This is a genomic window from Erwinia sp. Eh17-17 (genome assembly GCF_039675725.1).
In the GTDB taxonomy this organism is placed as follows: Bacteria; Pseudomonadota; Gammaproteobacteria; order Enterobacterales; family Enterobacteriaceae; genus Erwinia.
Window position 1 is genome coordinate 138,480 of record NZ_JBDFQT010000002.1, and the last position, 22,999, is coordinate 161,478.

Below are 22,999 nucleotides of genomic sequence, written 5' to 3' on the forward strand. Positions count from 1 at the left end.
ATATGAGTGACGATATTTCCCGCCGTCTGGCGCTGGCTGAACAGGTTGCACGCGCGGCCGGAGCTAAAGCGCTGGACTACTTTAACCGCCGCGACCAGCTGGTGATTGAAACCAAACGCGATGCGCAGGACGTGGTGTCGATTGCCGACCGCGACGTGGAGTTGCTGATCAACGGGCAGATTGCTGAAGCCTTCCCGGAAGACGGTTTTCTCGGTGAAGAGTTTGGCTTAAAGGCCGGTCAATCCGGTTTCACCTGGGTGGTGGACCCGATTGACGGCACCAGCCCGTTTGTGAACGGTATGCCGAACTGGTGTGTCTCCATTGCCGTGATCCTCGAAGGCGAGCCGGTGATTGGGGTGATTATGGCCCCGTGCCAGCAGGAGTGTTTTATTGCTGCCCGCGGTCAGGGCGCCACCCTCAACGGCAAGACGCTGCGCGTTGACCCGGCGCGCACCATGCAGAACCACGTCACCGGCTTTGGAGCGAACAGCTACGTCACTCCGCAACGCGTGGGAGAGATTGCCGCCGGAATCGTCGCCGCGGGCGGTAACTTCTTCCGCAACGGTTCAGGCGCGATGATGCTGGCCTACGTTGCCGCCGGGCGTCTGGTCGGCTATTACGAACCCTATATGCACGCGTGGGACTGCCTGGCGGGTTACTGCCTGGTCAACGAGGCCGGCGGCTGGACGCACGCGTTCAACACCGAAGGCGAACGCCTGCTGCGCGGCGCTCCGGTGCTGGCGGTTGCGCCCGGTGCTAAAGCCGATCTGCTGCGAATCGCCCAGCTTTAACCCTCTGCTGCGCCGTTTTCCCGACGGCGCGCTTTTCACCGCTTCAGGCACAGTTCGTTCCCTGCCGAAGTATCCTGTTTTCATCGGCTTACACTGGTGCTCCCTAATCAGGAGAAAGTACCGATGATCGCCGTTATCTTTGAAGCCGAAACCCACCCCGGACAGCAGCCCCGTTATCTGCAACTGGCCGCTGACCTGAAGCCGCTGCTGGCGGATATCGACGGGTTTATCACCATTGAGCGTTTTCAGAGCCTCGCCTGCGAAGGCAAAATTTTGTCCCTTTCCTGGTGGCGGGATGAAGACGCCGTGCTGGCATGGAAGCAAAACCTGCACCATCAGGCGGCACAAAACGAAGGACGGGCGTCTGTTTTTGCCCATTACCACATCCGCATCGCCCGTTTAATGCGGGAATACTCGTCAGATACACGGGGATAACCGTATGTACGATATTCATCTTATTTTACGTAACACCCCCGGAGAGCTTGCCGGGATGGGTTCGCTGCTGAAACGGCACGGCATCAGTCTGGAAGGCGGGGGCGTTTTCACCGTGGGTAATGAAAGTCATGCGCATTTTCTGGTGGAGGATGGCGACAAAGCGCGCATCGTGCTTGAGGCAGAAGGATTCAGAGTGCAAACTGTCTGCCAGCCGTTAATCAGGAAATTACAGCAGGATCGCCCCGGCGAACTGGGCGCAATTGCGGCGGCACTGTCAGCCGCAGGGGTGAACATCCTGACGCAGTACAGCGATCACGCTAATCAACTTATTCTGGTCACGGATCATCCTGCCGCCGCAGACCAGGCCACCAGACTATGGGCGGTGTCGCCCGGATAAACCATGCTGAAACCCATTGCCACCGTTGAAGATGACTATGTGCTGGAGCACACCATGGCCGCCGTCGCAGCGGCTATGGCGGACCCCTCGCGCGTGAAAATGCTCTGCGCGCTGATGGATGGCCGCGCCTGGACCGCCACAGAGCTGAGTGCCGTTGCGGATATCGCCGCCTCCACGGCCAGCGCCCATCTTGCCCGCCTGACGAAAAGCCACCTGGTCACCTGCCTCTCCCAGGGGCGACACCGCTATTACCGTCTGGCCGGTAGCGATATTGCCGCTCTGATTGAAGCGATGATGGGGATCTCCTGGCCGCGCGTCGCCTCCCCCCGCCCGACAACGCCGGTACAGATGCGCCATGCCCGCACCTGCTACGACCATCTGGCAGGCGAAGTCGCGGTGAATATTTATGGCGCGATGCAGCAAAAAGCGTGGATAACCCCGGACGGTGCCAGGCTGACGGCTGAAGGCGAGAGGCAGCTGCAAAAACTGGGCATGGTCACCGTGGCAACCACCCGGCGTAAGCCCTGCTGTGCCTGTCTTGACTGGAGTGAACGGCGTTTTCATCTCGGCGGTTACGTCGGCGCGGCCTTCTTTGCCCTGTGTGAACATCAGCAATGGCTGACGCGCGTTCCCGGCTACCGTGAAGTCACCCTCACCGGCGAGGGCCGCCAGGCCTTTAACCGTTTATTTAATCTGGCGCTCTGAGCCGCGAGCGCTTTATGGGTTAATGCACTTCCCGTAAAAGAAATGCCATCGTTCTCCACTATATTGATCTGCATCTGTACACTGCACACCATTAAATAAAACAATCGCTGCACTCCGCTTCTTTTTCAACGTGAATGTTAATAAGGACGTCATCATGTCTGAAGTGTTAAGACGCACTAAAATTGTTGCCACTCTGGGTCCGGCCACTGACCGCGATAATAACTTAGAAAAAATCATTAAGGCCGGGGCTAACGTGGTCCGACTCAATTTCTCCCACGGCACGGCAGAGGATCACATTGCCCGCGCCCGGCAGGTGCGTGATGTTGCCAGCCGCCTCGGTCGCCAGGTGGCGATCCTCGGCGATCTGCAGGGGCCAAAAATTCGCATCTCGACGTTTAAAGAGGGAAAAGCCCTGCTGACGGTCGGCGACCGATTTATTCTTGATGCCCTGCTGGAAAAAGGTCAGGGCGATAATCAGCGCGTCGGCATCGACTATAAAAAACTGCCGGATGACGTGGTGCCCGGCGATATTTTGCTGCTGGATGATGGCCGGATTCAGCTGCGCGTGGTGAGCGTGGCAGGCACGGTGATTAATACTGAAATCACCGTCGGCGGCGTATTATCCAATAATAAAGGCGTGAATAAACTGGGCGGCGGTCTGTCTGCCGAGGCGCTGACGGAAAAAGACAAAGCCGATATTCTCACGGCCGCCAGAATGAACGTTGATTATCTCGCCGTATCGTTCCCGCGCAGCGGTGAAGACCTGCGCTATACCCGTCGCCTGGCGCGGGAAGCAGGCTGTAAGGCGCTGATCGTGGCCAAAGTGGAACGTGCCGAAGTGGTGGCGACCGAGGAGAGCATGGACGATATGATCCTCGCCTCCGACGTGATTATGGTGGCGCGTGGCGATCTTGGCGTAGAGATTGGGGATGCCGCCCTGGTCGCGGTGCAAAAACGCCTGATTGCACGTTCACGCCAGCTTAACCGCGTGGTGATCACGGCGACCCAGATGATGGAATCGATGATCACCAACCCGATGCCGACCCGTGCGGAAGTCATGGATGTGGCCAACGCCGTGCTGGACGGCACCGATGCGGTGATGCTGTCGGCGGAAACCGCTGCCGGAAGTTTCCCTGCTGAAGTCGTCACGGCGATGCACAACGTCTGTCTGGGCGCTGAGCGGGTGCCGAGCGTGACGGTATCCAGACACCGGCTGGACGTTGAGTTCAGCAATATCGAAGAGATGACGGCGATGTCAGCGATGTATGCGGCTAACCACCTGAGCGGTGTCAAAGCGGTGATTGCCATGACGGAGTCCGGGCGCACCGCCCGTATGATGTCGCGCATTACCTCACGCCTGCCGATCTTCGCCCTTTCCCGCCATCAGTCCACGCTGAACCTGACCACGCTTTACCGCGGCGTCACGCCGGTGCTGTTTAACGGCCACGCCGAGGGCGTGCAGTCGGCACAGGATGCCATCGCCGTGTTGCGTGAAGCGGGTTACTTAAATTCCGGGGATGTGGTGGTGCTGTCACAGGGCGACAGCGTCGGGCAGGTTGGCAGCGCGAATACCTGCCGGATTTGTATCGTGAATTAATGCAGGATAAGGGCCGACCGGAAAAATGGTCGGCCCGTTTAAAACAACGCTTATTTCAGACGGTACGCAACCACGGAATCACCCGCTTTGGTGCCGAGCGAACCGTGCCCGCCCGCCGCAATCACCACGTACTGCTTATTATCACTGCCCATATAAGTGGCCGGTGTGGCCTGGCCACCCGCTGGCAGCTCGGTCTGCCACAGCAGCTTCCCGGTGCTGACATCGTAGGCGCGGAAGAAGTTATCTGCCGTTGCCCCGTGGAATACCACATTACCCGCCGTGGTCAGCGGCCCACCGTGTGCCACCATCCCCATCGGGAAACCAATCGGGAAGCGGCCCGGCAGGAAGCTGGTGTTGAGGTTTTTGGTGGTCCCCACGCGGCGCAGCCATTCGGTTTTACCGGTTTTCAGATCGACACCCACCATACGGCCCCACGGTGGCGCAACGCACGGGATCCCCAGGCTGGAGGAGAGCTGCTGAATATGAATGGCATAATCGCCGTCGAAGTTCTCGTTCCAGTACGGCGTACCGTCTTTGGTAAACAGACGCTGGTCAGCATTCGCTGGCGTACGCTTGATCAGGTTGTATTTGTACGCCAGACGAACCGGCGAGGCGATCAGGATCTGACGCTCAGGATCGACCGCCACAGAACCCCAGTTAAACACCCCGATATTGCCCGGGAAGATGATCGACCCGGCTTCGGTCGCTGGCGTCCACGGGTTACCGTCATAGCGCAGTGACTTAAAGTCAATGCGGCAGGCCATCTGGTCAAACGGCGTCAGGCCCCACATCGCTTTTTCGCTCAGCGGTGCCGGAATAAAGTTCAGCGCCGATACCGGCTGCGTCGGGGAGTATTTCTCACCGCTGATGCCCTGAGTCGATACGTTCGCCTGGCTTACCGGATAAACGGCCTGGCCGGTCAGACGGTTAAGCACAAACAGGTTGCCGGTTTTCGTCGGCAGGATCACTACCGGCTGTTTCTTGCCCTGATAGTCGATATCCAGCAGCGAAGGCTGCGACGGATTGTCACGGTCCCACAGGTCATGTTTCGATGACTGGAAACGCCATTTAAAGCGGCCGGTTTGCAGATCCAGCGCCACCAGCGTGTCGCGGAATTTTTCGGTGTTGCTGTGTGCATCACGTTCGATGCCCACTTCATCCGGCGAGGCGTTGCCGAACGGCACGTACACCAGGCCATTTTTCAGGTCGGCGCTCAGCGTTCCCCACGCTACCGGCGTATCCTGTGGATAGCTCTGGTCAGCGGCGATGGGCTGGGTGTTTTCCGGGTTGGCTGGATCAAAGTTCCACACCAGGCGGCCTGACAGCGCATCATAAGCGCGGATCACGCCGGACGGGTTGCCCTTGTTAAAGCCGTTGTCCATCACGGAACCACCGACAATCACCAGGTTACCGGCCACCAGCGGTGCCGCCGTCTGCATCAGCGCATGGGGGCGCACCGTGCCCATATTGGCATGCAGGTCGACTACACCGTTGTTGCCGAAATCAGCACACAGCTTGCCGGTATCCGCATCCAGTGCGATCAATTTTGCGTCGTTGCTGGCGTTGTAGATACGCTTGCGGCATACCGCCGGCTGGGCTGCGGTCGTTTCCGCCTGCGCGCTGCTGCCGTCGTAGTAGCTGACGCCACGGCAGGTCTGATGCTGTTGCAGGTAAGAGGCTTCTTTCGCTGGCTGGTATTTCCACTTCAGCGCGCCCGTTTCCGGATTCAGGGCGTGGATTTCATTGTGGGGAGTACACAAATAGATTGTGTTGTTCACCTTCAGCGGCGTGGCTTCAAAGGTGTATTCGGTCGCATCTTTGTCCGCATCACGCACGTCACCGGTATGATAGGTCCAGGCCACGTCCAGTGAGCTGACGTTATCTTTAGTGATCTGCTTCAGACTGGAGAAACGCAGGCCGTTACTGGTGCCGCCGTAGGCCGTCCAGTCATTACCCGCCACTTCGCTTTCGCTACTCTGGCGCTGCGTGGTGATGGTGCCTTCCTGCGGCAGCGGATCGTAAAACATCATCCCCACCACCAGCGCCACGATCAGGATAACCGTGGTACCCAGGAACGGATGAAAACGACGCCCTTCTTTTTTGTACAGCGGGCGAACCACCCAGGGAAGCGCCAGCCACAGCCCGATAACGCCAATAATGTCACCGCGCGGGATCCACTGCCATTTGTCGAAACCGACTTCGTAAATCATCCATGCCAGCACCGCCCACATCAGCAAAGCGTAGAGGGTCAGGGCTATTTTTTTATTCATAAACAGCATGATGGCAGTCACCAACAGGCCCACGCCCATCAGCACATAGAACGGCGTTCCGCCGATCATCATAAGTTTTGCACCCATGTAAAGCAGCGCGATCCCGACGATCGCAATGACAATACTGGTTATCTTGTTAAGCATTGGTATCCCTTAGTGTTAATGCGCGTAATTATTAACTGACAAATAATTACAGGTTACTTACACTAATTTAACTAAAAAAATCCGATATAAAAACAAATTTATTTTAATTGTTATCGGTAACTATTGTTATTCCATCCTTTCACGCTGCGCGATTATCCTGCGAGTCCGCTCTGAAAGTGGAACTTTTCCTCCCTTGTTTACCAGTAACGCCCCCCTTTTCTCCCTGCCTGCTCGTAGAATCCTGGCCGGTGGTTTTTATTTAACACTTGAAAGTACGAAAAAAAAAGTACAGGTTAGGGAGGTGATATGAAATTCATGGATGTGAAAAAGCAAGCAATACGCTGCCTCAACAATGAGGCTTACGACCATGAGGTCAGACGCGACCTGGACGTAAAGAATCTTTTTGCCACCGGGGTGGTTGATAAATTCTGGGTGGCGGAACTGATCGGAAAAACCAGCGGCTCCGGTTATCACTGCAGCCCGCATCATCGGGCCCCTGAGGTGGATGTCCATATCTGCCGCAGCTGGAAATGCGGAGGCTGGTGGTACGTAAAATTCTATTTTATGGAACCTGATATGATTTTTATCAGCGTACATCTGTAACAAGGACGAGGTGAAGGATGAGAATAGTAAAAGAAGGCGAGAAAAGGACGCTGCTGTGCCACAACTGTGGTCAAACCACTGCTACCTACCGGATACGTGATGTTGAATTCAGCGATAAGCGCGGCACGGTGAAGGGGATTCTCGCCGCCGTCTGCGACCGCTGCGGCGACGTCGCCGCCATCCCGGCACAGTCCGGCGCACGAATCAAAGAGGCCTTCGAACAGTGCAGTGCCTCACTCGAAGTCAGAGTTCCCGCGCACTACCTGGATATTCTTTATGTGGCGACGCAGAAAATTGATGACGCACTCAGCGACAGTTTCAGCAAGACGCTGATCCTCTGGTATCTGCATGCGCTGTCCACCGGACGCTACCCGCAGGCGGAACTGAAGTCGCTGCTGAACAGCGATATTGCACATGCCAGGGCCTCGCGCCGCCTGTCGATGAAAATCTCTGAGCGACAGATGGCCGCAATCAACCAGCTGATGCAGCAGCAGGGAATGACAAAAACGTCAGATGTGGTGAAAGCGGTGATCCTGCTGATTCATCAGGACCTGGTGCTGGGCCAGAACCTCAGCGGCCTGCCGGAGTTAAAAAATATGGCTGCGGCGCTATCCTGACGTGTCCGTGGTGCGGTGCACAGTGAATGCGCGGCAACGGAAATAAAAAAGGCCGATCGTCAGACGACCGGCCTTGCAGACAGCGGTGGGAATTAACGCACAATCAGTCCTAACAGGATGCCGACGGCACCGAAGTCAGAGTCACTGAAGGTGGTATTTGCCAGACCAATGCTGCCCAGCACCGGCAGCAGGAACACCGGAATGAAGGTGATCAGCAGGCCGTTAGTAAACGCGCCAAGAATCGCACCACGGCGGCCACCGGTCGCATTACCAAACACGCCGGCGGCAGCACCGACGAAGAAGTGTGGCACCACGCCTGGAATAATCACCGTCATGTTCAACGCATACAGCAGGAACATGCCGAGCACACCGGCAACGAAGCTGCTGAGGAAGCCAACCAGCACCGCATTAGGGGCATACGGGAACACCACCGGGCAGTCGAGCGCGGGTTTAGCATTCGGTACCAGCTTGTCAGAGATGCCTTTGAAAGCCGGGACGATCTCCGCAATCACCATACGCACCCCCTGCAGGACGATGTACACACCGGCCGCAAAGGTGATCGACTGCATCAGCGAGAACATAAACCAGTTTTTACCACCGGCATTCATCTCTTTCACCGTTGACGGCCCCGCCACCAGACAGGTGAAGATAAAGATAAAGAACATGGTAAAGGCAATCGCCACCGGCGTATCACGCAGGAACAGCAGGCTTTTCGGCACTTCCATATCTTCGGTGGATTTCTCTTTATTGCCGAACTTGCTGCCAATCCAGGCAGAAAGCAGCTGAGAAATCGCCGAGAAGTGACCAAATGCAACGTCGTCAGAGCCGGTGACTTTCTTCATGTAAGGATGAACAATCGCCGGGAAGAAGACCATCGACACCCCCACCACCAGCGAACCGACGGCAATCAGAGGGACACCCTTCATCCCCGCCGTTGCCAGGATCACCGCCACCATCATCGACATAAACAGCGTGTGATGTCCGGTCAGGAAAATATATTTCCACGGCGTGAAACGGGCAATCGCAATGTTAATCACCATGGCGAAGAACATAATCATCGCCATTTCGGTGCCGAAGCTTTTCTGCGCGACGGCAACAATAGCTTCATTGTTCGGCACCACGCCCGGAATACCGAAGGCATGATGGAAAATAGCCGCAAAGTCACCCAGCGAGGAGACAATCAGGCCCGCACCGGCACCGAGGATCAGGAAACCCATCACGGTTTTTACCGTACCCTTGATCACCTCTGTCGCCGGTTTCTTCTGCGCGACCAGGCCTATCAGGGCGATCAGGCCGACCAGAATCGACGGCTCTGATAACACATCACTCATTAAAAAACGGAAAAATTCCATTTTTGGCTCCCTGTTATAACGCGCCGAGCTCTGTCAGAGCGGCTGAAATTCGCTCTTTCATTGCCACTTTGTCGACCATGTTTTTCAGGGAGACAATCTTACCGCCCACCTGCTGCGCCACCAGCTGCTCGGCGATATCGGAGGTGCCGACGAAGATATCGCTGGCGGTGCCTTTTGCTGAACCGAGGTCGACATGATCGACCTCCGCGTTCACACCCAGCTCTTTAACGATTGTTTTGATGCTCATTTCCATCATCAGGCTGGTACCTAAACCATTGCCACAGACCACGGTGATTTTCATTATTTTGACTTCCTCTGGTTGAAATTAATAACGTGAAACAATGGATAAAATCTGTTCTACCTCTGTTGCCGCGATCAGCGACGCCGTATCTTCAGGGGTATCGAACAGATGGGCGAGCGCCGTAATAATGCCGATATGGCTGTTACTGTCGGTCGCGGCCAGCACAATCAGCAGATGCACCGGGTCATTTCCCTCAGAATCGAAGTTAACACCATCGCGGATCACGGTCAGGCTGACGCCCATTTTGTTCGCCCCGTCTTCCGGACGTGCATGAGGCATGGCGATACCGGGGCCAACCACGTAATATGGGCCAATCGCCTCATGCGAGCGGTAAATGGCCTCGACATAGCGGGCTTCAATGGTGCCGTTATCGCGCAGCGGCTGGCAGGAAAGTGAGACAGCCTCACGCCAGTCAGCGCAGGCAGGGATAATCTGAACAACGTCGGCTGTCAGTAATTCTTTAAGCATTAAGTGTCACCTCTCTCTAATCGCCTGAGCAGAGTAGTGCGACCCTGAATGGAATAATGTGACCAATATCTAAAAAGATAACGCTAACTGTTATAACTATCATTAAATGTGACCAGCTTATCATCAGCCGGAGAATAAGTTGTTGCCGGACGTTGGTATCGGCACACTGCGAAGATACGATTAACAGGGATCGGCGGGCCGAACCGAAAATGATCGGTCCCGGTAGTGCGGTAATTCAGCCGGCGCAGCGGTGGACCTTCTTTCTGGTCCCCCGCTTAACCAGATTGTTGTGAAGGAGAAGTCAGGATGCGCAAGCGTCGCAGTAGTGGTCGGGTGACGTTGCAGGATGTGGCCGATTACGTCGGAGTGGGGGCGATGACGGTGTCGCGCGTGATGCGCACGCCGGAATTAGTCTCGGACAAAGTGCGTAGCAAAGTGGAACAGGCCGCCCGTGCGCTGGGCTATGAAGCCAGCCCGGAAGCCAGCGAACTGACCGTGCAAAACGGGTCGCGCGTGACGTTACAGGATGTCGCCCGCCATGCCGGCGTCGGCCCGATGACCGTATCCCGTGCGCTGCGCGACCCGAGTCAGGTATCAGACGCGTCGCTGAAAAAGATCCAGCAGGCGGTCGCCTCCCTTGGCTATGTGCCTAATCAGGCTGCCGGAACGCTGGCCTCTTCCCAGCTGCATACCGTGGCGGTGCTCTACCCTTTCCAGCACGATCGCGCCAGCAGCCGTTTTGTCCAGGCACTCCAGCAGACCCTGAGTAAACAACCGTTTCAGCTGATTATGGCCTGCCATGAATATCATCAGTACAGTGAAACCCGGCTGGTGGAAAAACTGCTGCAAAACCGCCCTTCTGCGCTGGTTCTGTTTGGCGCACAGCTGTCGAAAAAGACCTGCGATCTGATTGAATCGGCCGAGCTGGTGACGGTGAATGTCTGCGGCGCGGAGCGTTTTTCGGCTGATATCACGCTGGATATTGCTATCAACGATGCGTCGGAAAGGCTGACCGCGCACCTGCTGGATAAAGGCTATCGTCGCATTGGTTTTATCGGTGCCCACACGGACAACCGCCTGCACAAGCAGCAGCTCAACGGCTGGCATAAATCCATGCTGATGCACTATCAAAACGCCGACCTGATGATCACCGTCCCGGATGCGCCGAGCTTACAGTTTGGCCGCTTTGCGCTGGGGCAGCTGTTGCAAAGCCAGCCGGATCTGGATGCGATTATTTGCAGTCATGAAGAGATCGCCTTTGGCGTGCTGTCCGAGTGCCAGCGCCGCCTGCTGAAAGTGCCTTACGACCTGGCGGTGGCGTGCCTTGACGGGTCAGAGAACTGCGATCACACCTTTCCGGCGCTCACCTCCATGCGGCTGAACTATGAGAAGCTGGGCCAGCAGGTGGGCCAGCAGCTGATGGCGATGCTGGATAATGCCCCGCTGCCGCAGGAAGAGCAGGTCAGATTCAATCTGGAGGCCGGTGCCAGCTGCTGAAGGCCAGCATTACGTCAAATGGGTCTATCCTTTTCACATTGTCTTCAGTTAGTCTGTGAGGCAAACGTGCAAACGATTCAAGGAGATACCATGACGTACCCCGTAGCGCGATCCCTGACCGTCGCTGAAGCGCTGGACAGCCTGGAAAACCATTACAACGCGGCAGTTGATGCCCTGCGCGATGCCATTACCGCCTTTATTGCAGACGGCAGCCTGCCCGACCCGACGCAGCGCGCAGCCGGACTGTTTGTCTACCCTGAGCTGCGCGTCAGCTGGGACGGCGTTGCGCCTTCGCAGCGCCTGACCCGTGCCTTTGGCCGCTTTACCCGCGCCGGAAGCTACAGCACCACCATTACCCGTCCGGCGCTGCTGCGTCACTACCTCAGCGAACAGCTGTCGATGCTGACGAGTGAATATCAGGTGCAGATCGACGTGCTGCCGTCCCGGCAGGAGATCCCCTTCCCTTATGTGATTGACGGCTCCGGTCTGGCGTTGGATCGCAGTATGAGCGCGGGCATTGCCCAGCATTTCCCGACCACCGAGCTGTCGCAGATTGGTGATGAAAACGCCGACGGGCTGCTGCCACCGGGGGAAACCTTCCCGCTGTCGCACTTCGATGCACTGCGCACTGACTTCTCGCTGGCGCGCCTGCGTCACTATACCGGTACGCCGGTAGAAGATTTCCAGCCCTACGTGCTGTTTACCAACTACACGCGCTATGTTGACGAGTTCGTCACCTGGGCCTGTGCGCAGATCGCCGACCCCACGTCGCCGTATCTGGCCCTTTCCTGCGCCGGCGGCACCACCCTCACCCACGACACGCCACACCCGGAACAGACTATCTCTGACCTGGCGTGGAAAAAACACCAGATGCCCGCCTGGCATCTGATCGCCAAAGATGGCCAGGGGATTACACTGGTGAATATTGGCGTTGGCCCGTCGAATGCCAAAACCATCTGTGACCATCTGGCCGTACTGCGCCCGCACGCCTGGCTGATGATTGGCCACTGCGGCGGACTGCGTGAAAGTCAGACGATTGGCGACTACGTGCTGGCGCACGCCTATCTGCGCGACGACCATGTGCTGGACGCCGTGCTGCCGCCGGATATCCCTATTCCGAGCATTGCCGAAGTGCAACGCGCCCTGTATGACGCCACCAAGCAGGTCAGCGGCATGCCGGGCGAAGCGGTAAAAGAGCGTCTGCGCACCGGCACCGTAGTGACCACCGACGACCGCAACTGGGAGCTGCGCTATTCGGCCTCCGCGCTGCGCTTTAACCTCAGCCGCGCCGTCGCGGTCGATATGGAAAGCGCCACCATTGCCGCCCAGGGTTACCGCTTCCGCGTGCCTTACGGCACTCTGCTGTGCGTGTCCGATAAACCGCTGCACGGCGAGATCAAACTGCCGGGCCAGGCCAATCGTTTCTATGAAGGAGCGATTTCTGAGCATCTGCAGATTGGTATTCGCGCTATCGATCTGCTGCGCGCCGAGGGTGACCGCCTGCACTCGCGCAAGCTGCGCACCTTCAACGAGCCGCCGTTCCGCTAACCCCATCTGTGACACCTGTTCCTGTTACAGGTGTCACATTGTACGATCTCCCCCCTCGCCATCTCCGCCCGTAAAAAATAAAAAAACATATATAAATCATAATTATAATTTCATTTTCTAATTCTGGCATGTTTTTCGCAACACGTGAGCTGAGTTCCTGCACCGGTCACGATCGGTGGCACTGAACAGGTTATTGACCACTCTTAAGGGAAAATAAGATGAAAGCAGCACGTTGGTACAAAGCCCATGATATCCGCATCGACGATATCGAAGAGCCGCAGGTTTCCGCCGGTAAAGTCAAAATCAAAGTGGCGTGGACCGGGATCTGCGGCAGCGATCTGCATGAATATCTCGCCGGGCCGATCTTCGTACCGGTCGGAAAACCGCACAAAATCAGCCACGATATTGCCCCGATCGTCATGGGCCACGAGTTTTCCGGCGACGTGGTGGCCGTGGGCGCTGGCGTCAGTAAATTCAAAGCAGGTGACCGCGTGGTTGTCGAGCCGATCCTCGCCTGCCGGGAATGTGAAGCCTGTCGTGAAGGTAAGTACAACCTGTGTGGTGACCTCGGCTTCCATGGCCTGTCCGGCGGCGGCGGCGGTTTCTCCTCCTTCACCATGGTCGATGAACATATGGTACACCGCATGCCGGACGGCCTTTCATACGAGCAGGGCGCACTGGTTGAACCGGCCGCCGTGGCCCTGCACGCCGTGCGTATGAGCAAGCTAAAAGCCGGGGATAAAGCGGCGGTATTCGGCGCGGGCCCGATTGGCCTGCTGGTGATTGAAGCGCTGCGCGCGGCGGGTGCCTCTGAAATTTACGTGGTCGAGCTGTCGCCGCAGCGTGGCGCAAAAGCCCTTGAACTGGGTGCTAACGTCGTGATTGACCCCGGCAAGCAGGATGCGGTGGCGACCATCCGTGAACTGAGCAAAGGCGGCGTTGACGTGTCGTTCGAAGTGACCGGCGTACCGGTGGTGCTGAAACAGTGCATCGACGCCACCCGCTACGAGGGCGAAACCATTATCGTCTCCATCTGGGAAGGGGAAGCGTCATTCCACCCGAACAAAGTCGTGCTGGCCGAACGGAATGTAAAAGGGATTATCGCCTACCGCCATATTTTCCCGGCGGTGATGGAGCTGATGACCCAGGGCTATTTCCAGGCCGATAAGCTGGTAACCAAACGCATTGAGCTGGATGACCTGGTCACCGAAGGTTTCGACGCGCTGGTGAAAGAAAAAAACCAGGTGAAAATCCTGGTGCGCCCACCGCAATAACACGCCGATCGGGGCAATCCCGACAAATTGTCCATCGCTAAACGTGCGGCGGCGGGCCTCATCTCCGCGATCATCGCGCCCGATGTGGTTTTAAACCGCCACGGCATAGTATGCGGCTCCAGGACCCGACCTTCTGTTTCGGTCGGGTCGACCGGAGAAGAAGGTCGCCCCCTACGGATGTTCCCGCGATAACCTTCTCATCGCTTTTTGTGAGGAAACCTCAGGGATCTGTTTGACCCTCTCCCCTTTTCATTGCGGCGGCTCAGTGACCGTGAACCGTCAGTCCGACCAGCCGGATAACAACCGGACGTACAGCGAGTATGCAAACAAACGCCGCCGGCATGGCAACCCGGTAAGCATTCATCACATTTTCCATGTAATGCGGCCCCATTCCCGATTCGTTCAGCGTGATGACCAGACTCATCAGAAACGCCATAATGGTCGCCATATATAGCGCAAAGATGTAGGGCGAAGTATGCTTCGGCAGGCGGAGACGTGCAGTATTTTTAGCGGTAGTATCAGTCATCAGGTGATCCAGTTAGTCTACGGGTGGCAAAACAGCGACTAAACTAACAAGCTAGCCAGCCGGGCGGTAGAGCAGCTATGCTTTAATCATTATTAAATAAAAGTAACGAATTAAGCGTGGGGAAGAGATGGACGTGTTGGGGCTGATCGGCAATTTTATCCGCGTGGTGGAGAACGGCAGTATTGCAGCGGCGGCACGGACTAAAGGGTTGAGTCCGGCGGCGGTCAGCCAGAGCCTTTCCCGGCTTGAGACACATCTGGGCGTGCGTCTGCTGTCGCGCACCACCCGCAGCATGACATTAACGGAAAGCGGTAAACGTTATTTCGAGAAAGTACGGCATATTCCTCATGATATCGAACTCGCCTCGCAGGCTGCTGCGCTGGAAACCAGACCGCAGGGTCCCCTTTGCATCGCGACAACTGCGGCATTTGGCCGCTACGTTCTCGCTCCGCTGATGCCGGCATTCAAAGCGTCTTATCCCGATATTGATATCGAACTGATTAGTACCGACCGCAATGTCGATCACCGGCTGGAAGGCGTCGACGTCAGTATCCGCATTGAGGCACAGCTGAACGATCAGCTGATTGCCAGAAAAATAGCATCGTTACCGTTTATATTCTGCGCGGCCCCGGCTTATCTTGAGCGCGCGGGCACGCCACGGAAACCCGAAGAACTTAGCCAGCATGCCTGCCTCGTTTTCCGCTATCCGACAGATGGCCGTTTTCTTCCCTGGGATTTCATCGTTGACGGGCAACCTGTTAACGCGAAGCTCAATCCTGAATTTATCAGCGATGATATTGATATCATCGCAAAAATAGCCGTAAACGGAGGGGGTATTGCCCGCCTGGCAAGTTTTATTGCCCGGCCGTTGATCGCTAAGGGCCAACTCACGCCGTTATTCTGCCCGGACAACAGCGACGGAGACTTCGCACACGCTTCGCCGATGAATATTTATGCCTGTGTCAACGAACGTTCGGCCCTTAATTCAAAGGTAAGGGCCTTTATTGCGTTTTTAGAAGATAAGATTTAATTGTACCAGAGGAAATCTGAGAGCCTTTTTTCACCACGCCAGGGATGATGATGACGAAAGTCCCGGTGAAGGATATTTTCAAAAAAAGTGTGCCTGAATGTCCGGGTAACGTCCGTTGAGCAATAGCTACCCGGTTAGTGCGAATCAAGTATTTACAGGCGATGTTATGCCATAACGCTGCATCCGCCGGTACAGCGTCATACGGCTGATGCCCAGCTGGCGGGCCACCGCGCTGTGATTCCAGCGCGCGGCGCGCAGGGACGCCATCAGCAGCTGCGCCTCCGGCGGCAGGTCCGATCGTGCCAGCGGTGCGGGCTGCATCAGCCCTGCTGCGGCATGCCCGCCGGTCAGAGTCTCTGGCAGATCCTGAACCTCAATGCGCTCGCCGTCACAGACGGCGGCAGCGTACTGCAGCGCGTTGTTCAGCTCGCGCAGATTACCGGGCCAGCGGTGCTGATGCAGGCGCTGACGTGCCGTGGCGGAGAGTTCAGCTTTACCCGCCAGCAGTCTGGCGATCAGCCAGTCGAGATCGCTGCGCGCGCGCAGCGGCGGCAGCGTAATACGCGCCCCCTGCAAGCGCCAGAACAGGTCGGCACGAAAGCGCCCCTGCTCCACCAGCTGATCAAGCGCATGGTGCGAGGCGGAGATCACACGGATATTGACCGACACCGGGCGCGAAGCGCCCACCGGCAGCACTTCCTGTTCGGCCAGCACGCGCAGCAGACGCGTCTGCATCTCCAGCGGCATATCGCCGATCTCATCAAGGAACAGCGTGCCGCCGTCGGCCTCAACGATCAGTCCGCGCTTTGCCTTGCTGCCCGCGCCGGAGAAACTGCCCGGCAGGTGACCAAACAGCTCGCTTTCAATCAGCGTTGGCGCAATTGCGGCGCAGTTAACCGCGATAAACGGCTGCGCCCGGCGGTCGCTGGCCTGATGGAAGGCGCGGGCAAAATACTCTTTGCCGCAGCCGGTTTCGCCGTGAACCACCAGGTGCAGCGGCGCACTCAGCAGGCGGGCAGCACGCTGTAACTGCTGCTGTAATCCCGGGTCGCCGCCGCTCAGTGCCGCCAGCGGTGCAGGCAGGTTCAGCGCCGTCGTCAGCGCCCGGCGCGGTGGCCGCCGCAGCGGCTGTACCGCCGTCACGTAGAGCCGTTCACCGCTGTTAACCCGCTCCAGCGTACCCTGACGGCCACTGGCGCTGGCCAGCCAGTCCGGCAGGCTGTCAATTGAGGTGTTAAACAGCCGTTCGATCGACATACCCAGCAGCGTACTGCGGCTGTGCGGCGACGGTGCAGGTATGGCCAGCTCCTGTTCCAGCATGCGCTGAGCGCGATGGTTGTGCCCGGCCACGCGCCCGCTGGCGTCAAAGGCAATCAGAAAATCCGGGCTGACGTCGACGAACGACGACGACGGGCTGAGCTTCAGCACCCAGTCGGTGCGGTGGCAGTGCTCAAACCAGGCGTTTTCAATCTGCTGCGCGTAGAGTCTGGCGATTTGTAACGCCAGCTGCTGGCTGGATTTCGGCTGCGGCGAGGTCAGCGCGGAGATATCAAGGATGGCCTTCATCTGCCCCTGAGAATCAAACAGCGGCACGGCGCTGCAGGTCAGCGGAATGTGGGTGGCATCGAAGTGGTCGGCCTGGTGTACCGTCAGCGCTTTACCGGTCGAAAGCGCAGTGCCGACCGCACAGGTACCCGCCCGGTCTTCTGACCACTGCGCACCGGGAACCAGCCCGGCGCGGCGCAGGCTGATTTCAGATCCGCTATCCCCCAGGTAGTCTACCGTGACCCCGTCGGCATCGGTCAGCAGCACCACATAGCCCGCCGGGGCAATCTGCCGGTACAGCTCGCCAATCCCGTGCTGGGCGATGCGGCGAAACGCTTCCAGGCTGTCACGGTGTGCGCACAGTTCGTTCCAGGGCAGGATATTCACTTTCTGCATGTGGCTGGGATCGAGGCCGTGAAACTCGACGCAGCGCAGCCAGGATTCACGAATAGTCGGGTCACGGTGGTGTGCAGGCCACCCTTGTGCGCGGGGATCGAGACTGGCCATTACGGTAGCAATATGTTCGCGCTGGCTCTGATTCACAACTCACTCTCCTGTGGATATGACAAGGCACTTACGGCGGCAACAGAATACGCTTATTGACAACAGGTTGCTGAATATTGTTATCAGGTTAATCAGTCGTGCCGGATTCTGGCACTTATTAACAAAGCAATACCCGTGACGATTTGCCAGAGGGTGATGGGGTAAACGGCTGCGCGTTCAATAAGGCCAACAGGAAACAGCCCGGAGGGGATCAGCAGCATGCAGGCCAGGCCAAACGCGCCCGACAACAGGCTGAAATAGCCGAAGTGACTGCGCTGCATTTTTAACACGCAGGCTGAGCCCACGGCAATCAGGCACAGATTCCCGCCGCCAATCGCCATCACCGCGCCGATCTGATGCAGCGTAACGCCATCCGCCGTGCCGCCGCTGTGGAACAGCGCAATCAACACGCCACCCATGCCGTGAATAGCGGCCAGCAGCAGGGCAACGCGCAGTTTACCCCACGGATACAGCAGCAGAGCGCCCGCGATAAACAGCAGCCCCTCGGTGGCAAAACCGGCGTTCATGACGTTGTGCAACGGCGAGCAGAAATGCGCCCCGCAGCCCGGAATGCCGAGGTCGCTGATGTAGTTTTCGCTGTAACGGTAGCCCGGATGACGCCAGGCCAGCGCGCTGACACGTTCCGCCAGCAGGTAGAGTAAGCCGCCCAGCGCCAGGCAGCCTGCGCCGATGTAATGCCTTAGCGTAAATGCCTGCATAGATCTCCTGACAGAGAGAGGCAGCCCCTGCAGGGGCCGATCCTGTTATGCGATCGACCCGCTGCAGAAACCGCGGGGTTACCAGCGGTAATTCACCGATGCTACCACGTTACGGCCGGTGCCATAGAAACAGGCTTCGGTTCCGCTACAGGAAGCGACGTAGTGCTTATCGGTCAGGTTCTGCACGTTCAGCTGCACCGTGGTGCCTTTCAGGCTGGAAACCGCCTCGCCCAGTTCATACTTCGCCATCGCGTCAAACAGCGTGTAGTGTGGCACTTCGTCGGTTCCGGTACTGTCGGCCGGGGCATCCCCCGTGTAACGAACACCGGTGCCCACGGTCAGACCGCTCAGCGCGCCGTCAAGGAAGCTGTAGCTCCCCCATGCGGAGGCCGCGTGACGCGGAATGCTGGCGGGGGTATGTCCCAGCTGGCTGGCAGTGTACGTCTCTTTAGTGACCGCGTCGGTGTAAGTATAGGCTGCGATCAGCTTTACTTCCGGCGTCGGCTGCGCGTGAATTTCGGTCTCCACGCCCTGTGATTTTACCTTACCAATCTGCTCGTTATACTTGGTGACCGGATTGACTGAGGTAATGTTTTTCTGGGTGATATCAAACACCGACACCGTCATCACCGTATTTGACCCCGGCGGCTGGTATTTCACGCCCAGCTCGGTCTGCTCGCCGGTGGTCGGTTTAAACGGATCGCTTCCCGGTGCCCCGGTGCTGAGGTTAGGCTCAAACGAGGTGCTGTAGCTGACGTACGGCGACAGGCCGTTATCAAACGCATACAGCAGTCCGGCGCGGCCGGTCAGTTTACTGTCATTCTGTTTAGTATCGCTGCCGGAAAGGCGGTTGAGAGTACGGATCTGTGACCAGTCGTTACGGCCGGACAGCACCAGATTCCAGTTGTTCCACTCCATCTGGTCCTGCAGATACACGCCCACCTGGTGCAGCTGCTTCATCGAGCTGGTAGCCAGTGATAAGTCGCTCTCATCGACATCGACGCCGGTCGGATTCGCCCAGTCGAGCTGATACTGGCTGGAGGTGTGGCGCGACAGGGTGCTGGCGACGCGGCTCCAGCGGTAATCCAGCCCGCCCAGCAGCGTGTGGCCTACAGCACCGGTGTCAAACACCCCTTTCAGGTGGTTGTCCACACCGAATTCGTTAGACATCACCTTTTCATGTTGCGGACGGCGCTCAATGGTGTGGTCATTAATGGCTGAACTGGTGGTATAGACCATATATTTATAGTCTTCATCACGATGGCTGTAGCGCACGTTCTGGGTGAACGACAGCGCGTCATTAAAGCTGTGCTCGAATTCGTAGCCGATGGAGGCCTGTTCGCGCCTGTTGCCATAGTAGCTGGGGTCGTTGATGTTGAAGTCGTACGGTATATAGCCGGTGCTGGCTTCCTTCAGCGTACCGGCCATCGGCAGGAAGTTACGCGAACCGGCTTTCGGATCGTTCTGGTAGCTGGCCAGCAGCGTGAAGCTGGTGTCGGCATTCGGCAGCCAGGTGATCGCCGGGGCAATCGCCACGCGCTCCTGTTTATTATTTTTCACCTCTTCATGCCGGGTGCTGGCCAGTCCGTTCAGGCGGTAAAACAGCGTGTTGTCGTCGTTCAGCTTGCCGCCGAAGTCAAACGCCGCTTCCCCCTGGTGGTGGTTGCCGGTGCTGAGCTGCACTTCACGCACGGTTTCAGCCGTCGGCCGCTTGCTGGTCATCACCACCAGCCCGCCAGGGCTGACCTGGCCGTAGAGTACGCCCGCCGGGCCGTGGACCAGCTCCACACGCTCTAACAGCCACGGGTCGATCTGCCCGGCACCGCCGCTGGAGCTGGAGAGTCCATAGTGCAGGCCGTCCAGCAGTTTTGGCGCGTAGCGAAAGCCACGGCTGATAATTTCGTCGTTGCGGTTGGAGTTACCGCGATAGCCGGTGACCACCCCGCTGGTGTAGTTCAGCGCATCGGATACCGAGGTCGCGGCCTGGTCGTCCATCTGCTCACGCGTGACGACCGAAATTGACTGTGGGGTCTTGCGCAGCGGCGTGGCCGTTTTGGTGCCTGATGCACTCTCTTTTGCCACAATACCGCTGTTGCGTCCGGTCACGCTTTCGCTGGTTTCTGCCGTGACGGTCAGGGTGTTATCGGTTGCGGCATGGGCGACAGGAACGCCCATCAGCGCGCAGGCGATTAACAGGCGCAACGTGGCCTGCCCGGAGGTTATTGCCACGTCAGGGCGGGCCTGGATTTTCATCTTTTTAATCATGTTGTGTTATCTCGTCTGAAACAGCCTTGTCTACGAAAAGAACCGATAAAGCCTGCCAATCCATTAAGGTTTCTGATTAGCCACGGCGAGCCGCAGGCGTGACGGGGGGCATCAGGGCCCGGACGCACGCGCTGCAGGCTTAAAAAAACCTTACTAAATGCAGAGTTACACTCTGCCTGAGCTCAGCTGCCACGCATATTAATGCAAATGTAAATCACTCTCAATAACATTTGCATTAGCTTTTCTAACTTCAGTTATCGCTGGTCTTCCGCGGTAAAAGCAACAATATGTAAAACAAAGAAAAACGACGTGCCTGTTGCAGCAAATCACCCGTACAGGCTGGAGTGATAAGACGCCGGTTGTAACCCGGTCTCCCCCCCTGTGAGTTCACCTGACGCCTGTGTTTTTAATCTTCTTGAACATGTTCTGTTTTGCCGTATGAACCGGCCTGCCGATAAATAAATCGTGAAACCCCGTCAATTCATTAGGTGCGCTGATTGACTAGGGCGACGTTCAGGGATCTCCGTTTAGCGCGACTGACGTCGATTCTCCTGGCTTTCTTCAGAACCCCCCTATACACGCAAAACTTGCAGACTCATTAGAAAGTTGCGATGCCCCTTATTGCAAATGCAAACTATTCTCAATATTATTTGCATTAGCGTCACTTACTGTAAGTGCGATTAACGTCTCACCAGTTAAGTCATTAAATGTAAATTAAGGGAAATTATCGTGACAACACGGCAAAAACTCACGCCGCAATGTCAGCCAGCCGGTACGGCAGATCAGCTGCTGGTGGCCGGTAACGTGGGCACAGAGGCCTGGTGGCAGCAGCTTGCGCATCACGGCACTCCGCTGGTGGAAAGCGCGACGGAAGGTAAAGTCAGGATGAACTATTTCTGGCGTGACCCGGCGGGTAATGAAAGCTGTTCTGCCATTCGGCAGGTGTATATCGACATTAACTGCGTCACCGACCATCACAGCCCGCAGCCGCAAAGCCTTCAGCGCCTGCCGGGGACCGATGTCTGGCACTGGTCCACGGACATTGAGCAACACTGGCGCGGCAGCTACAGCCTGATCCCGGTAGACGCGGCAGGACTGCCACCGATCTTCAGCGACGATGACAACGCGCGCAGAAAGCAGCAGCGCGAATGGTGGATCTCACTGTTTCCGAAAGCCATTGCTGACCCCCTCAACTGTTGTAACCCCCATATCAACAGTCGCGGGTACGCCCTGTCGGCCGCCCATATGCCTGCGGCACCGGACCAGTCCGCCTGGCATGCGCCTGACAGCGGCCATCCGGTTAAACCCGACGCGCTTCGGCTGCAACAGTTTACCTGGAACAGCGCCCTGCTAGGTAATCAGCGCCGAATCTGGCTGTACAGCACCGGCAGCACGGCTACCCCGGAAGACCGTCCGCTGGTGATCCTGCTGGACGGCCAGAACTGGGTCGAGGGTCAGCCCCTGTTCTCCGCCCTCCACGCGGAGACGGACAGCGGCCAGCTGCCCGCCGCCTGCTGGCTGTTCATTGACGTGATTAATGCTGAATGGCGCGAGAAAGAACTGCCGTGCAGTGCCCCATTCTGGCAGGCGGTGCAGCAGGAGCTGTTGCCGCTGGCCCGCCGCCGCATCGCCTTCAGTGAACAGGCTGACCGTACGGTGGTAGCAGGACAGAGTTACGGCGGGCTGGCGGCGATGTATGCCGGGCTGCACTGGCCTGCCCGGTTTGGCCGCATCCTCAGCCAGTCAGGCTCTTTCTGGTGGCCCCACGTCCGCCTGGTCACCCATTTTTCTGAAGCCGGAGAACATGACAGGGGCTGGCTGACGGAACAGGTGCTCAGCGGTGCGCTGCCCGGCCGGTTAAAAATCTTCCAGGAAGCGGGCGATCGCGAAGGCGATATGGCCTGGGTCAATCAGCAGATGCGTCAGGCGCTGATCCCAGCCGGGCATGAGATCAACTTCCGTATTTTCGCCGGCGGGCATGACGCCCTGTGCTGGCGCGGCGGGCTGCTGGACGGCTTACGCTGGCTGCTGGCCGACTTTATCACTCCTCCCTACTCTGATAAGAACAGGTAATCACCATGACCGAACAACACAATCCCTTCGACGATGAAAGCCTCGACTTCCTGGTTCTGCTTAACGCGCGCCAGCAGTACAGCCTGTGGCCTGCATTTGCCGACGTGCCTGCTGGCTGGCAGAGCGTGGCCGGTCCGGCCACGCGCGCTGCGTGTATTGCTTATATCGAAGAACACTGGCAGGACATGCGCCCTGCCGCGCTGAAGACGGCAGGGTAACCGCGCGGTCGCTGCCTGGAGAAACAGTTCTCACCACCCAGCGTTTTTATCTTTGATTTTCATTTAATCGACAGGAATTAC

General features: G+C 57.5%; 21 protein-coding genes. 13 read left to right on the plus strand and 8 right to left on the minus strand.

Going from position 1 to position 22,999, the window contains the following annotated elements:
* Positions 1-2: 2 nt before the first annotated feature.
* The 5 genes from ABEH87_RS06005 (at position 3) to pyk (ending at position 3,925) form a co-directional block, all read left to right on the plus strand.
* Complete coding sequence (locus ABEH87_RS06005) at positions 3-791, plus strand: inositol monophosphatase family protein (protein WP_346574844.1); 789 nt, start codon at positions 3-5, stop codon at positions 789-791.
* 123 nt (positions 792-914) lie between these two features.
* Positions 915-1,226 (plus strand): antibiotic biosynthesis monooxygenase, encoded by a 312-nt coding sequence (locus ABEH87_RS06010; protein WP_346574846.1) that lies wholly within the window; start codon positions 915-917, stop codon positions 1,224-1,226.
* 4 nt (positions 1,227-1,230) lie between these two features.
* A complete protein-coding gene (locus tag ABEH87_RS06015; protein ID WP_346574848.1) occupies positions 1,231-1,623 on the plus strand; it encodes an amino acid-binding protein in 393 nt (130 codons plus the stop codon).
* 3 nt (positions 1,624-1,626) lie between these two features.
* The gene (locus ABEH87_RS06020; protein ID WP_346574850.1) at positions 1,627-2,328 is read left to right on the plus strand and encodes a winged helix-turn-helix domain-containing protein; all 702 of its coding nucleotides are present in this window, start codon (positions 1,627-1,629) and stop codon (positions 2,326-2,328) included.
* 154 nt (positions 2,329-2,482) lie between these two features.
* Positions 2,483-3,925 (plus strand): pyruvate kinase, encoded by a 1,443-nt coding sequence (pyk, locus tag ABEH87_RS06025; RefSeq protein WP_346574852.1) that lies wholly within the window; start codon positions 2,483-2,485, stop codon positions 3,923-3,925.
* A gap of 50 nt (positions 3,926-3,975) precedes the next feature.
* Here pyk and ABEH87_RS06030 read toward each other — a convergent pair whose 3' ends face one another.
* The gene (locus ABEH87_RS06030; protein ID WP_346574854.1) at positions 3,976-6,339 is read right to left on the minus strand and encodes a membrane-bound PQQ-dependent dehydrogenase, glucose/quinate/shikimate family; all 2,364 of its coding nucleotides are present in this window, start codon (positions 6,337-6,339) and stop codon (positions 3,976-3,978) included.
* A 306-nt stretch (positions 6,340-6,645) separates the two neighbouring features.
* Between ABEH87_RS06030 and ABEH87_RS06035 the strand changes: the two genes are divergently transcribed.
* Both ABEH87_RS06035 and ABEH87_RS06040 read left to right on the plus strand, forming a co-directional pair.
* The gene (locus tag ABEH87_RS06035) at positions 6,646-6,942 is read left to right on the plus strand and encodes a hypothetical protein (RefSeq protein ID WP_346574856.1); all 297 of its coding nucleotides are present in this window, start codon (positions 6,646-6,648) and stop codon (positions 6,940-6,942) included.
* Positions 6,943-6,959: 17 nt separating this feature from the next.
* Positions 6,960-7,559 carry a hypothetical protein gene (locus tag ABEH87_RS06040; protein WP_346574858.1) on the plus strand — a complete coding sequence of 200 codons (600 nt, stop codon included), beginning with the start codon at positions 6,960-6,962 and terminating at the stop codon, positions 7,557-7,559.
* A gap of 92 nt (positions 7,560-7,651) precedes the next feature.
* Here ABEH87_RS06040 and ABEH87_RS06045 read toward each other — a convergent pair whose 3' ends face one another.
* Genes ABEH87_RS06045 through ABEH87_RS06055 form a run of 3 tightly spaced genes read right to left on the minus strand, consistent with a single transcriptional unit; the run spans position 7,652 to position 9,680 of the window.
* Positions 7,652-8,911: a PTS ascorbate transporter subunit IIC gene (locus ABEH87_RS06045; RefSeq protein WP_346574859.1), complete on the minus strand. Its 1,260-nt coding sequence runs from the start codon at positions 8,909-8,911 to the stop codon at positions 7,652-7,654.
* Between the two features lie 13 nt (positions 8,912-8,924).
* Positions 8,925-9,212 carry a PTS sugar transporter subunit IIB gene (locus ABEH87_RS06050; RefSeq protein WP_346574861.1) on the minus strand — a complete coding sequence of 96 codons (288 nt, stop codon included), beginning with the start codon at positions 9,210-9,212 and terminating at the stop codon, positions 8,925-8,927.
* Between the two features lie 24 nt (positions 9,213-9,236).
* Positions 9,237-9,680 (minus strand): PTS sugar transporter subunit IIA, encoded by a 444-nt coding sequence (locus tag ABEH87_RS06055; protein ID WP_346574863.1) that lies wholly within the window; start codon positions 9,678-9,680, stop codon positions 9,237-9,239.
* Positions 9,681-9,986: 306 nt separating this feature from the next.
* Between ABEH87_RS06055 and ABEH87_RS06060 the strand changes: the two genes are divergently transcribed.
* The 3 genes from ABEH87_RS06060 (at position 9,987) to ABEH87_RS06070 (ending at position 13,999) form a co-directional block, all read left to right on the plus strand.
* Positions 9,987-11,177: a LacI family DNA-binding transcriptional regulator gene (locus ABEH87_RS06060; protein ID WP_346574865.1), complete on the plus strand. Its 1,191-nt coding sequence runs from the start codon at positions 9,987-9,989 to the stop codon at positions 11,175-11,177.
* A gap of 90 nt (positions 11,178-11,267) precedes the next feature.
* Positions 11,268-12,725 (plus strand): AMP nucleosidase, encoded by a 1,458-nt coding sequence (locus tag ABEH87_RS06065; protein ID WP_346574867.1) that lies wholly within the window; start codon positions 11,268-11,270, stop codon positions 12,723-12,725.
* A 218-nt stretch (positions 12,726-12,943) separates the two neighbouring features.
* Entirely contained in the window at positions 12,944-13,999 is a 1,056-nt protein-coding gene (locus ABEH87_RS06070) for a 2,3-butanediol dehydrogenase (protein ID WP_346574869.1), read from the plus strand.
* 262 nt (positions 14,000-14,261) lie between these two features.
* On the opposite strand, the gene ABEH87_RS06075 is transcribed toward ABEH87_RS06070, so the two are convergent.
* Positions 14,262-14,525 (minus strand): DUF2798 domain-containing protein, encoded by a 264-nt coding sequence (locus tag ABEH87_RS06075; protein WP_346574871.1) that lies wholly within the window; start codon positions 14,523-14,525, stop codon positions 14,262-14,264.
* Between the two features lie 127 nt (positions 14,526-14,652).
* On the opposite strand from ABEH87_RS06075, the gene ABEH87_RS06080 reads away from it, so the two are divergent.
* Positions 14,653-15,555, plus strand: a complete 903-nt coding sequence (locus ABEH87_RS06080; RefSeq protein ID WP_346574873.1) for a LysR family transcriptional regulator — start codon at positions 14,653-14,655, stop codon at positions 15,553-15,555.
* A 144-nt stretch (positions 15,556-15,699) separates the two neighbouring features.
* Here ABEH87_RS06080 and ABEH87_RS06085 read toward each other — a convergent pair whose 3' ends face one another.
* The 3 genes from ABEH87_RS06085 to ABEH87_RS06095 all read right to left on the minus strand — a co-directional run bounded on the left by ABEH87_RS06085 (position 15,700) and on the right by ABEH87_RS06095 (position 20,615).
* The gene (locus tag ABEH87_RS06085; RefSeq protein ID WP_346574875.1) at positions 15,700-17,643 is read right to left on the minus strand and encodes a sigma-54-dependent Fis family transcriptional regulator; all 1,944 of its coding nucleotides are present in this window, start codon (positions 17,641-17,643) and stop codon (positions 15,700-15,702) included.
* A gap of 92 nt (positions 17,644-17,735) precedes the next feature.
* Entirely contained in the window at positions 17,736-18,362 is a 627-nt protein-coding gene (locus ABEH87_RS06090; RefSeq protein WP_346574877.1) for a DUF998 domain-containing protein, read from the minus strand.
* A 78-nt stretch (positions 18,363-18,440) separates the two neighbouring features.
* On the minus strand, positions 18,441-20,615 hold the full coding sequence (locus tag ABEH87_RS06095; protein ID WP_346574879.1) for a TonB-dependent siderophore receptor: 2,175 nt from the start codon (positions 20,613-20,615) through the stop codon (positions 18,441-18,443).
* A gap of 735 nt (positions 20,616-21,350) precedes the next feature.
* Between ABEH87_RS06095 and fes the strand changes: the two genes are divergently transcribed.
* A complete protein-coding gene (gene fes, locus ABEH87_RS06100) occupies positions 21,351-22,700 on the plus strand; it encodes an enterochelin esterase (protein ID WP_346576153.1) in 1,350 nt (449 codons plus the stop codon).
* Positions 22,701-22,705: 5 nt separating this feature from the next.
* Positions 22,706-22,918 carry an MbtH family protein gene (locus tag ABEH87_RS06105; RefSeq protein ID WP_346574881.1) on the plus strand — a complete coding sequence of 71 codons (213 nt, stop codon included), beginning with the start codon at positions 22,706-22,708 and terminating at the stop codon, positions 22,916-22,918.
* The last annotated feature ends 81 nt before the right edge of the window (positions 22,919-22,999 follow it).

Bases quoted from the DNA above. Each gene is read 5' to 3' on its own strand.
- ABEH87_RS06005 (WP_346574844.1), top strand. From the start codon at position 3: ATGAGTGACGATATTTCCCGCCGTCTGGCGCTGGCTGAACAGGTTGCA.
- ABEH87_RS06010 (WP_346574846.1), top strand. From the start codon at position 915: ATGATCGCCGTTATCTTTGAAGCCGAAACCCACCCCGGACAGCAGCCC.
- ABEH87_RS06015 (WP_346574848.1), top strand. From the start codon at position 1,231: ATGTACGATATTCATCTTATTTTACGTAACACCCCCGGAGAGCTTGCC.
- ABEH87_RS06020 (WP_346574850.1), top strand. From the start codon at position 1,627: ATGCTGAAACCCATTGCCACCGTTGAAGATGACTATGTGCTGGAGCAC.
- pyk (WP_346574852.1), top strand. From the start codon at position 2,483: ATGTCTGAAGTGTTAAGACGCACTAAAATTGTTGCCACTCTGGGTCCG.
- ABEH87_RS06030 (WP_346574854.1), bottom strand. From the start codon at position 6,339: ATGCTTAACAAGATAACCAGTATTGTCATTGCGATCGTCGGGATCGCG.
- ABEH87_RS06035 (WP_346574856.1), top strand. From the start codon at position 6,646: ATGAAATTCATGGATGTGAAAAAGCAAGCAATACGCTGCCTCAACAAT.
- ABEH87_RS06040 (WP_346574858.1), top strand. From the start codon at position 6,960: ATGAGAATAGTAAAAGAAGGCGAGAAAAGGACGCTGCTGTGCCACAAC.
- ABEH87_RS06045 (WP_346574859.1), bottom strand. From the start codon at position 8,911: ATGGAATTTTTCCGTTTTTTAATGAGTGATGTGTTATCAGAGCCGTCG.
- ABEH87_RS06050 (WP_346574861.1), bottom strand. From the start codon at position 9,212: ATGAAAATCACCGTGGTCTGTGGCAATGGTTTAGGTACCAGCCTGATG.
- ABEH87_RS06055 (WP_346574863.1), bottom strand. From the start codon at position 9,680: ATGCTTAAAGAATTACTGACAGCCGACGTTGTTCAGATTATCCCTGCC.
- ABEH87_RS06060 (WP_346574865.1), top strand. From the start codon at position 9,987: ATGCGCAAGCGTCGCAGTAGTGGTCGGGTGACGTTGCAGGATGTGGCC.
- ABEH87_RS06065 (WP_346574867.1), top strand. From the start codon at position 11,268: ATGACGTACCCCGTAGCGCGATCCCTGACCGTCGCTGAAGCGCTGGAC.
- ABEH87_RS06070 (WP_346574869.1), top strand. From the start codon at position 12,944: ATGAAAGCAGCACGTTGGTACAAAGCCCATGATATCCGCATCGACGAT.
- ABEH87_RS06075 (WP_346574871.1), bottom strand. From the start codon at position 14,525: ATGACTGATACTACCGCTAAAAATACTGCACGTCTCCGCCTGCCGAAG.
- ABEH87_RS06080 (WP_346574873.1), top strand. From the start codon at position 14,653: ATGGACGTGTTGGGGCTGATCGGCAATTTTATCCGCGTGGTGGAGAAC.
- ABEH87_RS06090 (WP_346574877.1), bottom strand. From the start codon at position 18,362: ATGCAGGCATTTACGCTAAGGCATTACATCGGCGCAGGCTGCCTGGCG.
- ABEH87_RS06095 (WP_346574879.1), bottom strand. From the start codon at position 20,615: ATGAAAATCCAGGCCCGCCCTGACGTGGCAATAACCTCCGGGCAGGCC.
- ABEH87_RS06105 (WP_346574881.1), top strand. From the start codon at position 22,706: ATGACCGAACAACACAATCCCTTCGACGATGAAAGCCTCGACTTCCTG.